Source organism: Brevibacillus sp. AF8, assembly GCF_021270385.1.
GTDB lineage: Bacteria > Bacillota > Bacilli > Brevibacillales > Brevibacillaceae > Brevibacillus.
On the sequence record NZ_JAGQDN010000021.1, the window covers coordinates 110,515 to 123,581 of the forward strand.

Below are 13,067 nucleotides of genomic sequence, written 5' to 3' on the forward strand. Positions count from 1 at the left end.
CTATGGGAAAAAAGGAGGTCCAGATGATGGATAACGAGAAGCAGAAGAACGATCAGACGAAGGATATTTCCCTCGATGGGACGCTGCCGCATCAAATCAGTGCTCCTGACTTCAAAAACTCGTCCCGTACGATTCAAAAGCCATTCGTCAATGAGTTCGGAGTCGTCATCGGTGACAGCTTGTACGAGTCCAAGGAATCTCCCTTACACAACTGGAGCACAGAAACCGATCCCTCCGTCATGGCAGGGGACCGGTGGGTACATCCGACCAATGACATTGGCTGGAACTCGATAGAAAACCGTGAGCTCCTTGAGGATCAAGAAAAACCAGATAGAGCGCGCTTTATGCACCCTACCCTCGATGTGAGCAAAGGCAAGGACTAATACCAGCTTTTTCATGCAAGCCCGTTCGGCAGAGGCACATCTGACCGGACGGGTGTTTTTGGATTGCGCCTGCACCTTGAGCCTCGGGACACTACTCTGACTTGTGTTACAATGGAAGACAAGTAGCAGAAAGGAGCTAGTCCATGAGTATTACACTTGCGATAGAACCAGCGTTTTCCCTTGCCTATCAACGTTATGCCGGCTTTGTTCCGGGAGATACGCTTCGATTATATGTACGAACAAGCGGCCCCGGGACCGGTGGCATGTTTTATGCGATTGAAAAAGATGAGACCCTCACCGATGATGCTGTGTTTGAAGTAGAGGGATTGCGATTTGTCATTCGTCCGACTGATTTCTGGTACTTCGACGGGGGACATCTGAGCTACAATCCGCTCCATGGCGAGTACGGCTTTTACTTCACCAACCCTCGTCTGGATGGCAACTAGAAAAGAAACTTCTCTCTCTTTGATTCGTAAGAAGGAATATCTGCCTATATCTTCTGGGAGGAAAAACGATGAAAAAAAGCCGTTCAGTCCTTTTGGCGATCGGTGCTTTCTTACTTGCCAATTTAAAATGGATACTTAGCATACTGAAGTTTTCGAAATTCGGAACCACCATTATATCCATGGGGATTACCTTGTGGGCGTATGCCGTTTTCTACGGATGGAAATTCGCCGTGGCTCTCGTCTATCTGATCTTCGTCCACGAAATGGGCCATGTGATTGCCGCCAAGCGAAAAGGAATCGCGACTTCACCCGCTGTCTTCATTCCTTTTGCCGGAGCCTTCATTGCCATGAAAGACATGCCGCGCGATGCAAAAACGGAGGCGTACTTAGCCTACGGCGGACCCTTGGCGGGGATGATTGCTTTCTTGCCTGCCCTCCCGCTGTATTGGTATACGCAGGACCCTTTCTGGGGCTTGGTTATCTACTTGGGCGCCATGCTCAATTTATTTAACCTGCTGCCCATCTCCCCGCTGGATGGCGGCCGCATCGTTTCGGTATTGTCGACGAAGATTTGGTTTATCGGGTTAGTCGGACTTGGCGTTATGCTGTTCGCCAACCCTGGACCGATTACTGTGATCATTTTCATCATCGGCTTGATTACGTGGTACAACCGCCTACGTGGAAGCTATCAACAAAAGCTCCTGCAATACGAGCGCGAAAAGATTGCAGACTTCCAGCAAAGCATAGCCAAATGGCCCGCTCTGGAATCGACATGGGATATTCGCACGCAAATGAATGCCGAGGTCAATGCGATCAATCAGGAAGATTTGAAGAAATTCTATGTTCCATTTTTGCAGGACAAAAAACGCCTTCAGCGTGATTTCAAGCGACTCGATAAAGTGTATGTGAACAGAAAATGGGAACTGTTCAGACTGTGGGAACGAGAGCCTGTACTGTATTACGATTCTGACCCGAACCGACCGATCCCATCGGATGCGCTCCGTGATGGAGAACGTGCGGCGCAAGAGAGGCTGGCTGAACTGGATGAGCAAATGCACCAGCTCACTACGTACTACGACGCACCTGCCTCTACGAAGTGGAAAGTGTTGGCTGCCTATCTCGGTTTAGCTGCTGTTTTGTCAGCGTTTTTCGTGTACGCCCAACAAATACTGCACAGGTAACCGCTTGCACTTTGCGTTGCTTGACAAAAATGGATGCCCATCTGCGGCGTTCTCCGAGCGCAAAAACATGCGCTACGGTTATCTGAGAGTCGCTCTTCCCGACCAAAAGGGCGTAAAACGCCCCCTACGGTGGTATATCGCTTTTGTGCGTTCCACCCAATCAGAGTAAAATAGAAAATAGTACTTTCATAAAATTCCAGAGAGGATGACTTGTTACTTGGACACCGTCCCGATAGTGCTCAACCTACTGCTTGTTATATTTCTTGTTTTTCTCAACGGCTTTTTCGTAGCCGCAGAGTTCTCACTCGTGAAGGTGCGGCAGACGCGCCTGACACAGATGGTGAATGAAGGTAACAGACGTGCAGTCTATGCCCAAAAAGTAACGCATAAGCTAGACGCTTACCTATCAGCCTGCCAGGTCGGGATCACTCTCGCCTCGCTGGGACTGGGTTGGGTCGGGGAACCGGCCATTGCCCATATGATTGTGGAGCCTTTGCTTGGATCCTCAGGATTGCCTGGATATGCGATCTCCGCGATTTCTTTTGGTGTAGCCTTTGCGATTATTACGTTCCTCCACATTGTCTTGGGTGAGTTGGCTCCGAAATCATTGGCCATTCAAAAAGCAGAAATCACCTCGTTGTGGGTTGCCGCGCCATTGATGTTTTTCTATAAATTGCTTTACCCTGCCATCTGGTTCTTGAACGGAACCGCCAACGCTCTCATGAGACGACTCGGACTCGAAGCCATCTCAGAACATGAAGCGGCACATACGGAAGAAGAAATTCGAATTTTGGTCAACCAAAGTCACCAAAGTGGCCATATCGACCAAACCGAATTGGCTCTTGTGGAACAAGTTTTTGACTTCTCCGAAACCGTCGCTCGGGAAACGATGATCCCGCGCATTGATATGGTTTGCTTATATACGACGAATACCTTTGAAGAAAACCTGGAGATTATCCGCTCGCAGCGCCACACGCGTTTTCCGGTTGCAGCTGAGGACAAGGACAACATCATTGGTTTTGTCCATGCGACAGACTTCTACCTTTCTGCCTTGCAAGACGGAAGCGTAGAGCTGGATACGTTGGTCCGCCCTGTCCTGACCGTACCGGAAACCATGGAAATCAGCACGGTATTGCGCCTGATGCAGAAAAACCGTTCACAGCTCGCGATTGTCATCGACGAGTACGGCGGAACAGCCGGTCTCGTAACGATGGAGGATATTTTGGAAGAAATCGTTGGGGATATCCAAGACGAGTTTGATGAGGAAAGACCAGAGATTGAAAAGCTGGACAATGGCCTCTCTGTATCCGGTATGCTCGTATTGGCTGACCTGAATGACCATCTTCCGTTCGAACTCGAATCCGAAGATGTAGACACGATTGGCGGTTGGTTGTACAGCCAGTTGGAAGAAGACATCGCTGTTGGTGCGACAGTAGAATGGGAAAACCACCTGTTCACCGTCAAGCAGATGGATCATCACCGTGTCACACGCGTTCTGATTACGCGTTTGGAAAAAGATGAATCGGAGCAACAAGAACTGTTGACCGTCTCCTAATCATCACACCCTTAACACAAACCCAAGCCCCACACCTGCTTACTTGCCTGGTGTGGGGCTTTTTCTATTTGTCTACGTGATTCCCTGGTCCGTTAGTTGCTTCCAGTTGTCCACGCCGTTGTCCTCCAAAATCCCCATTGTCACATCGCTAATATCCGGGTCAGTCAGCAAGCTGTCGCGAATGCGATATTTAATATCGTCCGCCACAGCAAGGCTCAGTCCCGTCCGCAGCTCGACGTAGCTTTCCACATGGTAAAAACGCCCTTCCTGTACAATCCGCAGCTTGTTGATGTCCGTCACATCCGGATCAGCAAAAATGACTTTGGCTACCCGATCCTCGATTTCTTTGGGGGCTGCAATACCAATTAAACCGACCATGTTGTCGTACCCTACCCTGAATGCCACGCCCACCATGAGAATCCCGATCAGAATGGTGGCAATCCCGTCCAGCAAGGCAAAAGAAGTAAACGTAGTGATGATAACGGCAATCAGCGCCAATAACGCACCGAGTGTAGCTACGATGTCTTCGTAAAAGACAAGTCGTGTCGGGGGAGCCGCACGTCCTACATTCCGAAAGGCTGCAGGGATGACAGCAAAGCCTTTCGCTTCCACCCGAGCTTCATGAACGATTTCGAACATCACTTTCACCAGCACGTATCCATCCACAATGACCGCCAGAGACAAAATGATGAAATTCAACCAAAAATGGCTGGATTCTGCTGGCTCGGAAATGAGATGCAAGCCTTTGATAATGGTTTCGTAGGCCATGATGGTTACGACGATCACAGCGACCATACAGAAAATGTTAATAACACGACCAAAGCCTGTAGGGAACCTCGGTGTCGGTTTTTTCTCTGCGAGTACGCTGCCAAAGAAAACGAAGAACTGGTTGACCGCATCGGCTACAGAATGCATCGCCGACGCAAACATGGCTCCACTCCCGCTATAGACAGCCGCAAAGCCTTTTGCGATAGCAAGCCCTGTGTTCCCCAAAGCCGCTGTCGCCGAGGACGTATTTCCCTTTTTTAGCGTTGCCCAGATAGAGCTCATGGTTTTGCCATTCCCTCCTTGAACGAGACGATTTCCTTTACTATTCCCTATTCGTAAGGAGTGTTCCTTATGAGAAATGGAACATATACACAAAGAAAAGGCAGACATCCGAAGGGGAATATCTGCCTTTTGCCTTTCCTTAATACCGCTACCTTATGCTACTAATTTCAATCCTGCTACTGCTATAATCACCACGGCGATACATAAGATCCGCAGCTTGTCTTTTGCTTCTCCATAGAACAACATCCCAACAAGAGCGCTACCTACCGTACCAATCCCTGTCCAAACCGCATAGGCCGTTCCCATAGGGATTTCTCTCATGGCAAAGGACAAGAGGAAGAAGCTGAGGGAAAAGCCACCGATCAGTACCGCAAAGGAGCGGAGCGAAGGCTTCTGGTTGACCTGTGTAATCCCCATCACGCCTACGACCTCAAACAACCCCGCAAAAATCAAGGATACCCATGTCATGCTACTTCACCCTCCCTCTTCGGCTTCTCTTCATGATCCGGTGTGACCAGCTTCAATCCAAGGATTCCCCCCAGAAGAAGCGCGATCAAGCCCACTTTTGCCCAGCTAAACGGTTCTCCAAACAGGACCATTTCGCTAATAACGGTACCGGCCGTACCCAAACCGACGAAGATCGCATAAACCGTACTCGTCGGCAGCTTTTTCCCTGAATAGACCAAAACACCAAAGCTGATAATAATCGCAATAATGGTTAACACCCATGACCAAAAGCTGTCGGCGTGCTTCAAGCCAGCTACCCACATGACTTCAAATACTGCTGCTACGACAACCATCAACCAATATTTCCCCATTTCTGGCTCCCTCCTCTTTCTTTTACGCTCATCGCAACGGACGTATCCGTTTTTATCGTTCCCCAAAATACATACTCATCCAAGATGGCTCAGGCTTTCCGAATGCAAAAAAAGCCTCGGGTGAATACCATCACAGATATTCCTCCCGGGCTTTTATCCCTCCGTGTACACGACCGTGGTCGTGGGTTTTCTCTCGGTCCTGACCGGCCAGATGACTGACCGCGGAACCCTAGAAAACTCCGTACATATGCAGTTATTTTCTTGGGGTAACTCCCATTATCATATCAAAAAACGCCGCGATTGGCAATGAACGTAAGCGCTTCGCTAAAAAAGCAAAAATCCCAAGCTGATAATGGCGCCTGTCACAATCAGCATCATCAAGCAGTAACCCATGATATCCCTCGCACCCAATCCAGCAAGAGCTAGCACAGGTAATGCCCAGAATGGCTGAATCAAGTTCGTCCACGCATCCCCCCAAGCAATGGCCATCGCGACTTTTGCATGGGAAACGCCCAGCTCAGTGGCAACAGGCAGCATGATTGGTCCCTGTACTGCCCATTGCCCTCCACCAGAAGGAATGAATATGTTCAATAAGCCCGCACTCCAAAACGTGAACAGCGGGAAGGTAGTAGGCGTCGAGATGCTGATAAACCATTGAGAGATACTCGCCGCCAATCCTGAAGCCGTCATCATCCCAATGATCCCAGCATAAAACGGAAACTGCACGACGATCCCTGTCGTCGTTTTCACCGCTTCATTCATGGCATCCAAGAACTTGCGCGGTGTCCCATGAAGGAGTATACCCAGAAACAAGAAGCCCATGATGACGACATCCAGATTCAGCTTAAAGCCTTTATCAGCAAAATAGTAAATCAAATAAATAATTCCGAGTACTGAAACAAGAACCGAGATCAAACGGCTGTTTTCCATTTGAGAAGCAGGAGTATTGTCAATTGTAGTTTCAGTAGCAGCAGCCATTTCTTGTTGCGCTATCCCTTCTCCCTTGAATACAATCGTATCTTTTTCGGCAGGCATCATGAATCTGTTCACAATCGGGAGGACAATCATGATTGCGGCTACAATGGTCAGATTCATCGGTGAAAACATCGTTTCCGAAGTAGGAATGACACCGATGATGTTTTCCAGGCTATGCTTTTCCGTAGCGATCGTCAAAGGAACAGAGCCGGCAAGCCCTCCGTGCCAGACGACAAACCCGCCATATGCGCTGGCGACGAGCAATCGATAGTCTACCTTTTCCACTTGATTGGCAAGAACGCGTGCCAACAGTGCACTGATGACAAGGCCAAATCCCCAATTGATCCAGTTCGCCACACAGGAAACGACTGTGACGAGTACAATCGCTTGACCTGGCGTCTTTGCCAGCGATCCCAAGGCATTCAAGCCACGCTTACAAATATTCGTACTGGCTAGCGTATGACCCGTAATCAAGATCAAGACCATCTGCATCGTAAAGCTGAGCAGGCTCCAGAAGCCACCTCCCCAGTAGTTGACCATTTCCATCGGCGTTTTGCCATTAACGACGATCCCGGCAACAAACACGAGGAAGGTCAAAATGATTGCAAATAAAAAGGCGTCTGGCAAATAGCGTTGCACCATGCGGACCGAAGCATTCGTTAACGCTTGAAACACATTTTCATCCCCTTTTCTAAAAGCATTCGTGTTCTTGTGCTTTTCGATATAGCAAGAGGGATGCCAATCTGTTTTTCAAGGAGAATGAATGCGCTTTCAAAACATTTGCTCTGCTATGCTGACTACTTTTTGCACAGTATGACACTTGTTTGCGCACATCGGGTGACTAGTCTCTTTCGTCCATTGCCGAATCCAATCCGTACATTTGGAGCTTGTAGAGCAGTGCCCTCCGTGATATGCCCAGCCTTTTCGCTGTCTGTAGCTTGTTGCCGCGTTCTTTGCGCAAGGCATGGGCAATTGCTTCCTGCTCAACCTGGGCAATGATTTCCCGCATGGTTCGTCCTTCATAGCTGATTTTGCCAAGGCATGGGGTTGGTTCGCTCATCTTGTTTTCCTGAAGAGGGGATAAAACATGCTCGTGACCGATAACTGCTCCTCTACTCAAAACAACAGCCCGTTCGATCGTATTCTCTAGCTGACGAACATTGCCTGGCCAGTGATAGGCGATTAGCGCTTCCGTGGCAGCAGCGGACAAGCAGAGGTCATGCTTCCCTGCCTCTTTTCCATATTTAGCGAGGAAGTGACGGATTAGCAAAGGAATGTCCTCTTTTCGCTCACGAAGCGGCGGCATGCGAATCGGAACGACATTGAGCCGGTAGTATAGATCTTCGCGGAAAAGCTCCTGGCGAATTCTTTCCTGCAAATCACGGTTGGTAGCAGCAATCACGCGGACGTCAACCGATACGGTCTCGATGCCTCCTACCCGGATAAATACGCGATCCTGCAAAACCCGCAGCAGTTTTACCTGCAAAGAAAGGCTCAGTTCTCCTACTTCGTCCAGGAACAACGTACCTCCATTCGCAAGCTCCAATAGTCCTTGCTTGCGATGAACGGCACCTGTAAATGCCCCCCGTTCATATCCAAACAACTCGCTCTCCAGCAAATTTTCAGGAATCGCACCGCAATTGACAGGAATGAGTGGCTTGTCCGCCCGCGGGCTATTGGAATGGATCGCTCTTGCAATGAGCTCTTTGCCTGTTCCGCTCTCCCCTTCAATCAAAACAGTGGCTTTAGACATCGCTACTTTTCCCACCAGCTTGTACACGTTTTGCATAGCCAGACTCAGGCCAATCAAGCTGGTTCCGTTTGGATTCGCTTGCTCTTCCTGTAGGACTCTTCCGACTTCGCCTTGCTCAAGCAGCTCTCCCTGTGTAAGTGCGTGAGCAACGACTTGTTTGACCTGCCCCAAGTCGAATGGCTTTTGCACATAATCAAATGCTCCCAGCTTCATGGCCTCCATGACGTCACTAGCGGAACCATAGGCAGTCATCATCACGACTCTCGGAATTCTTCCCTTTCTCTCGTTCAGGCGGCGCAATGTATCCATACCGTCTAAATGAGGCATACGCAGATCCAAAAGCATGACCTGCGGGCAAAAGCGTTCGACCTGTTCCAAAGCCTCTACTCCACTGCCAGCCTCCATGAGCTCGTATCCCATTTTGCGCAGCGTAGTTGACAATGCCTTTCTTACATTGGCCTCGTCGTCTACGATCAGCACTTTGCTCGTCATCACAATCCTCCTTTTGCCCGAATCGGCAGTACGACGGTGAAACAAACGCCTTCGGGGGTATTTTGAGCAACAATATGTCCGCCATACGCTTGCACAATCCGTTGGGAGATCGCCAGTCCCAGTCCCGTACCTGTTTGCTTTGTCGTGAAAAACGGTTCGAATATAGCCAGCAGATTTTCTTCCGCAATAGGCGGACCGTCATTCGTTACCTGGACATGCACATCATTATTTATGTTGTTGATTTCAATCTGGATACGACCTTCCGTAGGCTTTGCTTGCAGTGCATTGTGCAATATATTCAAAAACACCTGCTTTAACAACTCTGGCGAAGACATCACGGCAGGAATATCCTCGTTACACACAAGCTCCACAATCACTCCGCTAAAGCCCTCGACATGTTCCATCAGCTTGAGCGTGTGCTGGATTACCTCTTGCACGCGCACAGGTACATTCGACTCTTCATTGGGACGAGAAAATAACAAGAGCTCGTCAGCAAAACGGTTCAAACGCTCGACTTCCTCCACAATAATCCCTGTATATTCCCGAGACTCATGATCTTTTGGCCATTCCTCCTCGATGATCTGGGCGAAGGCTTTGATGGCCGTTAACGGATTGCGTACCTCATGGGCAATGCTAGTCGCCCACTCACCTATGACTGCAAGCCGCTCAGCTTGAGCCAGCCTTGACTCCATCCTCCGCCATTGTGTGCGATCCTCCAGCACGACGATAGCCCCCAGTACTTCATCTATCTTATTTTTCCAAATGGAAGAGCTGACCTTTAGCCAGATCACGCCCCTGTCCCGATGCTGATGGCGCCACATAGCATCCCGGATAGCTTGACCGTTTTGCAGCGTATCCAACAGGATATGAAGGAGAGCCTCACTCTCTGTAAAAACTTCCGTGAAATGCATCCCCTTTGCTCGACTGGACGAGAAGCCAATCATATGTATCGCTGTCTCATTCCATGCAATCAGGTGCCCGCTCTGATCTAACGCGAGGACCCCACTGTCCATGCTATTCATGATGGTCTCCGTGCGGCTACGGCTAGTCTGCAAGTCACTCGCCAGATTGTTGATCGCACCTGTAATTTCTCCAGGCTCTCCGTCCATTCTCCTTAATCGAAAGGAAAGGTCTTGGCTAAGCCGCTTTAGCCCTGACTTGATCTCTGACAGAATCACTTCAAAGCGATGGACGAGCAAACCGCTGGCCGCTGCTGCGATCATACAGCCAATGCCCAAAATCGCATAAATGCTTTGTCGCATTCCCGCGAGTTGTATATCAATCGTAGACATGAGCTCATTCGCCCAAGCATAGCCGATCACTTGATCATTGCGAATGAGTGGAACCATGGCGTTCATGATGTTGCCACGTACTTGTTCGCCGATTACTACATCAATCTGCCGCGTCTGCATGACACTGCGACCCGGATGGGTTTCGCTAATTGATTGTCCTATGTACAAGCTCATTTCACTGCTGGGTCCATACGTCACGATGGAATCGAGATCTGCGGAATAATAGCCGACGCCAATTCTCGGGTGGGCTAGAGCGATCCGATCTGTAAGCGCTTGCATTTTCTCGTTTAATGCTTGGAGCTTGTGCTCTTTTTCCGCCTTTTCTAAACCAGCTTCCACGACGATTGTGTCAAAATCTTTCGACAGCGCAAAATCCAGCTGCTGTGTGATGGCGATTAGCTTTTGTTTCTTTTCCTCCAGTAAAGCCTGCTCTGCCGATTTTACCAATACGATTCCGGTAACGATAATCGGTAAAATGGTGACAACAATGACAGCCACGACAAAACGTATGCGGTACAGATATGTTTTCATTGTAAATGGCCTCCTTATGGTATTCTAACATACAGAAGCATCACACACAGGAAGGGAGGAACGTACATATGACAACCGTTTTGTTCGTTTGTCTGGGCAATATTTGCCGCTCGCCCATGGCCGAAGCTGTATTTCGCCATCTCGTAGAGGCGGAGGGATTGGCAGGGGAAGTATCTATCGATTCAGCGGGAATTGGTGGCTGGCACGCAGGTGAACCCCCTCACAAAGGTACACAAAAGGTGTTGACCGAAAATGGGATTGCGCATGATACACTGCGTGCTCGCCAAATTGTCACACAGGACTTCTCGGAGTACGACTATATCGTCTGCATGGATGAGGAAAATTTGTCCGCACTCAAGCAGATGGCGCCGTCAGGGAAAAAGGTGTACCGCCTGCTTGACTTTGCCGATTCTGCCCAGGAACAAAACGTGGAGGACCCTTATTATACGGGGCGATTCACGTATGTGTATGACCTGGTGAATGCGGGTTGCCGCGGGCTCTTGAACGAAATCAAAGCCAATATCGCCAAAAAGGGATAGCCCGTCATCAGGGCCATCCCTTTTTCTTATACCGCGACCGTCTCCTTCTCAAGCAGTCGATTCAACCAGCTCTTCGTACTCCCAATCAAGCGTTTGTAGCTGTCCGCCGAGGAAAAGGTATGATCTCCCCCTACAACTACTTCTGTTTCGCAGCTCCCCCGTCTCCGCAAATGCAGCTCTCGCTCATAATGGAACATGGCATCCACTGCAATGACATCATCCCGATTGCCATGCAGGATTAACACATCTCCCTCAAACTGCTTGGCTTGACGCAGCGGAAGAGCGGTACCCAGCGACTGAAAAAAGCGCTTCTCCAATCCGTAGCCCAAATGATCCGTTTTACCGTAGGAAAGTGCTTCCTTGTATTCCTTTTCCCCCACGATCCGAACGATATCATCGAAGGGACGTGCAACCGGTGCCCATAGGATGAGCGAGTGTATTCGTCTATCCTGGCTCGCTGTCAATACACTGACTGCACCACCCAAACTATGCCCTAACAGGCACACACGCTCCTGATCTACCTGTTCCAGCGTAAAAACATGGTCGAGAACATCTCGTGTTTGCGCAAGCAGGACGTCCAAACCACCTGCTCCATAATCGCCGTCGCTTTCTCCGCAGCCTCCGTAATCGAAGCGCAGTACGCCAAAACCGTGTGAAGCTAATTCTCTGGCAGCTTTTACAAACAAGCGGTTCACACCAATCCGACTGCCGATAAAGCCATGGCAAATGACAACCAACGGGTACTTCACTCTGGTCTTGCCTGTTGTGCATGTAGGTTCATGCAAGGTAGCTGTCAACGAAATCGTGTCGCTAGGTATTTGTAAAATCCGTTCCAAAGAACTCACCTCTTTTATTTTTATTATTCCGAGTTGTTTACTCAGTTATTATGCTTATTATCTTCATTTTCATGAACGCTGTCAAGATGAACCGGAAAACTCAATGAAAAATCATCCTGCACGGTTTATGATGGAAGGAAACGAGGCGCAACATAAGAAGGCTTGCTTTGCTAGAGCTGTTGCATCGAAGATAGAATTGTGAGGAGAAAACTATGTCCGATTTGCGGAAAGAAACCTTAGAAAAAATAAAAAACGGTGATTTTACCTGTTCCAAGGAGCTGACCTTGTCTATGTTCAGCGGAAAATGGAAAGTCGTGATCCTGTGGCATTTAGGGGTAGAAGGCCCGCATCGCTTTAGTGAGCTGCAACGGCTATTCCCAAAAATTACACATAAAATGCTGACGAATCAGTTAAAAGAGCTAATCGAAGACGGGATTGTTCACCGGGAAGTATACCCGGAGGTCCCTCCTCGCGTGGAGTATTCCATGACGGAGCTGGGGATGACTTTGTTGCCCATTGTGGAAATGATGTATGAGTGGGGCGAAATGCGGATGGGGCAGTTGAAGCTGGAATTGGGGGAGAACTCTGTTTAGCTGTTGTGGTGGGGAGGAAACAGGAGAAAACGCTCAGATTCTTGGAACACCTGCGCGGGAGCATGGGGTGCCCGGCTCCGTGAAAAATAGCGAAACCGCGTCCAAAGTCGACTGTTCAGGATGTGTCTCCGAGGTGGACGCTAAAGGCAGTTTCTCTTTTTTTCACTGCGCCTCGGTAGGTGTGTCCAAAGATCTTCGCTTATTTCTCCTGTTTCCTCTGCGAACTTTTGTGATTCCACCTTCTTTTTTAATAAAGGAATAAACCTCTTGAATGCTACTCTCAAGTTGTAAACACTAGCTACTTGGGAAGAAGCACATTTCCAGTCCTAGCGCCTCTGGAGCCCTACCAAGCGGGGAAATAAATGGCGGGGGTTTTCAGCTTCAACCTCTGCGAATACATCCTCGAAACTCTACTTTTGAAGCGCTCCCGCTATTTATTTCGGAGCGGACAGTCTAACCCCTTGCGGGGCGTAGGCCGAAGCGTAGACTGGAAATGGGCTTCTTCCCCTCCACTACAGCTACTATATAAACAAAAACAAAAAAGGATAGCCTCCAGAGGAAGCTATCCTCAGACTGAAGAGAAACCCCCTTTTTGGGGGATTTCTTTTTGGTATTGTTCCAGC

General features: G+C 49.2%; 13 protein-coding genes and 1 riboswitch. Of the genes, 6 read left to right on the top strand and 7 right to left on the bottom strand.

What is annotated here, in order from left to right:
* The first annotated feature begins 26 nt into the window (after positions 1 to 26).
* The 4 genes from KB186_RS22965 (at position 27) to KB186_RS22980 (ending at position 3,565) form a co-directional block, all read left to right on the top strand.
* A complete protein-coding gene (locus KB186_RS22965) occupies positions 27 to 383 on the top strand; it encodes a DUF3905 domain-containing protein (RefSeq protein WP_221868370.1) in 357 nt (118 codons plus the stop codon).
* Between the two features lie 143 nt (positions 384 to 526).
* Positions 527 to 829, top strand: a complete 303-nt coding sequence (locus KB186_RS22970; protein ID WP_173611266.1) for an iron-sulfur cluster biosynthesis family protein — start codon at positions 527 to 529, stop codon at positions 827 to 829.
* 68 nt (positions 830 to 897) lie between these two features.
* Positions 898 to 2,010 (top strand): site-2 protease family protein, encoded by a 1,113-nt coding sequence (locus tag KB186_RS22975; RefSeq protein ID WP_173611265.1) that lies wholly within the window; start codon positions 898 to 900, stop codon positions 2,008 to 2,010.
* Positions 2,011 to 2,227: 217 nt separating this feature from the next.
* Entirely contained in the window at positions 2,228 to 3,565 is a 1,338-nt protein-coding gene (locus KB186_RS22980; protein ID WP_173611264.1) for a hemolysin family protein, read from the top strand.
* Between the two features lie 72 nt (positions 3,566 to 3,637).
* On the opposite strand, the gene KB186_RS22985 is transcribed toward KB186_RS22980, so the two are convergent.
* The 6 genes from KB186_RS22985 to atoS all read right to left on the bottom strand — a co-directional run bounded on the left by KB186_RS22985 (position 3,638) and on the right by atoS (position 10,476).
* Positions 3,638 to 4,615 (bottom strand): cation diffusion facilitator family transporter, encoded by a 978-nt coding sequence (locus KB186_RS22985; RefSeq protein ID WP_221868342.1) that lies wholly within the window; start codon positions 4,613 to 4,615, stop codon positions 3,638 to 3,640.
* Between the two features lie 153 nt (positions 4,616 to 4,768).
* Positions 4,769 to 5,083: a DMT family transporter gene (locus KB186_RS22990; RefSeq protein WP_173611262.1), complete on the bottom strand. Its 315-nt coding sequence runs from the start codon at positions 5,081 to 5,083 to the stop codon at positions 4,769 to 4,771.
* Positions 5,080 to 5,433: a DMT family transporter gene (locus KB186_RS22995; protein WP_173611261.1), complete on the bottom strand. Its 354-nt coding sequence runs from the start codon at positions 5,431 to 5,433 to the stop codon at positions 5,080 to 5,082. The genes KB186_RS22990 and KB186_RS22995 overlap by 4 nt, the downstream gene beginning before the upstream one ends.
* 140 nt (positions 5,434 to 5,573) lie before the next feature.
* A riboswitch (guanidine-I (ykkC/yxkD leader) is annotated at positions 5,574 to 5,677 on the bottom strand.
* Positions 5,678 to 5,757: 80 nt separating this feature from the next.
* Complete coding sequence (locus KB186_RS23000) at positions 5,758 to 7,083, bottom strand: short-chain fatty acid transporter (RefSeq protein WP_173611260.1); 1,326 nt, start codon at positions 7,081 to 7,083, stop codon at positions 5,758 to 5,760.
* 166 nt (positions 7,084 to 7,249) lie between these two features.
* Positions 7,250 to 8,653, bottom strand: coding sequence for a sigma-54-dependent transcriptional regulator (locus KB186_RS23005; protein ID WP_232774428.1), 1,404 nt, complete (start codon positions 8,651 to 8,653; stop codon positions 7,250 to 7,252).
* The gene (gene atoS, locus KB186_RS23010; RefSeq protein ID WP_232774429.1) at positions 8,653 to 10,476 is read right to left on the bottom strand and encodes a two-component system sensor histidine kinase AtoS; all 1,824 of its coding nucleotides are present in this window, start codon (positions 10,474 to 10,476) and stop codon (positions 8,653 to 8,655) included. The genes KB186_RS23005 and atoS overlap by 1 nt, the downstream gene beginning before the upstream one ends.
* Positions 10,477 to 10,544: 68 nt before the next feature.
* On the opposite strand from atoS, the gene KB186_RS23015 reads away from it, so the two are divergent.
* A complete protein-coding gene (locus KB186_RS23015; RefSeq protein WP_173611257.1) occupies positions 10,545 to 11,015 on the top strand; it encodes a low molecular weight protein-tyrosine-phosphatase in 471 nt (156 codons plus the stop codon).
* A 26-nt stretch (positions 11,016 to 11,041) separates the two neighbouring features.
* On the opposite strand, the gene KB186_RS23020 is transcribed toward KB186_RS23015, so the two are convergent.
* On the bottom strand, positions 11,042 to 11,860 hold the full coding sequence (locus tag KB186_RS23020) for an alpha/beta hydrolase family protein (protein WP_173611256.1): 819 nt from the start codon (positions 11,858 to 11,860) through the stop codon (positions 11,042 to 11,044).
* A gap of 203 nt (positions 11,861 to 12,063) precedes the next feature.
* Here KB186_RS23020 and KB186_RS23025 point away from each other — a divergent pair, with 203 nt between their 5' ends.
* Positions 12,064 to 12,444 carry a winged helix-turn-helix transcriptional regulator gene (locus tag KB186_RS23025; protein ID WP_012684609.1) on the top strand — a complete coding sequence of 127 codons (381 nt, stop codon included), beginning with the start codon at positions 12,064 to 12,066 and terminating at the stop codon, positions 12,442 to 12,444.
* Positions 12,445 to 13,067 lie beyond the last annotated feature (623 nt).

Bases quoted from the DNA above. Each gene is read 5' to 3' on its own strand.
- KB186_RS22995 (WP_173611261.1), bottom strand. From the start codon at position 5,433: ATGGGGAAATATTGGTTGATGGTTGTCGTAGCAGCAGTATTTGAAGTC.
- atoS (WP_232774429.1), bottom strand. From the start codon at position 10,476: ATGAAAACATATCTGTACCGCATACGTTTTGTCGTGGCTGTCATTGTT.
- KB186_RS23025 (WP_012684609.1), top strand. From the start codon at position 12,064: ATGTCCGATTTGCGGAAAGAAACCTTAGAAAAAATAAAAAACGGTGAT.
- KB186_RS22985 (WP_221868342.1), bottom strand. From the start codon at position 4,615: ATGAGCTCTATCTGGGCAACGCTAAAAAAGGGAAATACGTCCTCGGCG.
- KB186_RS23015 (WP_173611257.1), top strand. From the start codon at position 10,545: ATGACAACCGTTTTGTTCGTTTGTCTGGGCAATATTTGCCGCTCGCCC.
- KB186_RS23005 (WP_232774428.1), bottom strand. From the start codon at position 8,653: ATGACGAGCAAAGTGCTGATCGTAGACGACGAGGCCAATGTAAGAAAG.
- KB186_RS22965 (WP_221868370.1), top strand. From the start codon at position 27: ATGGATAACGAGAAGCAGAAGAACGATCAGACGAAGGATATTTCCCTC.
- KB186_RS22990 (WP_173611262.1), bottom strand. From the start codon at position 5,083: ATGACATGGGTATCCTTGATTTTTGCGGGGTTGTTTGAGGTCGTAGGC.
- KB186_RS22970 (WP_173611266.1), top strand. From the start codon at position 527: ATGAGTATTACACTTGCGATAGAACCAGCGTTTTCCCTTGCCTATCAA.
- KB186_RS22975 (WP_173611265.1), top strand. From the start codon at position 898: ATGAAAAAAAGCCGTTCAGTCCTTTTGGCGATCGGTGCTTTCTTACTT.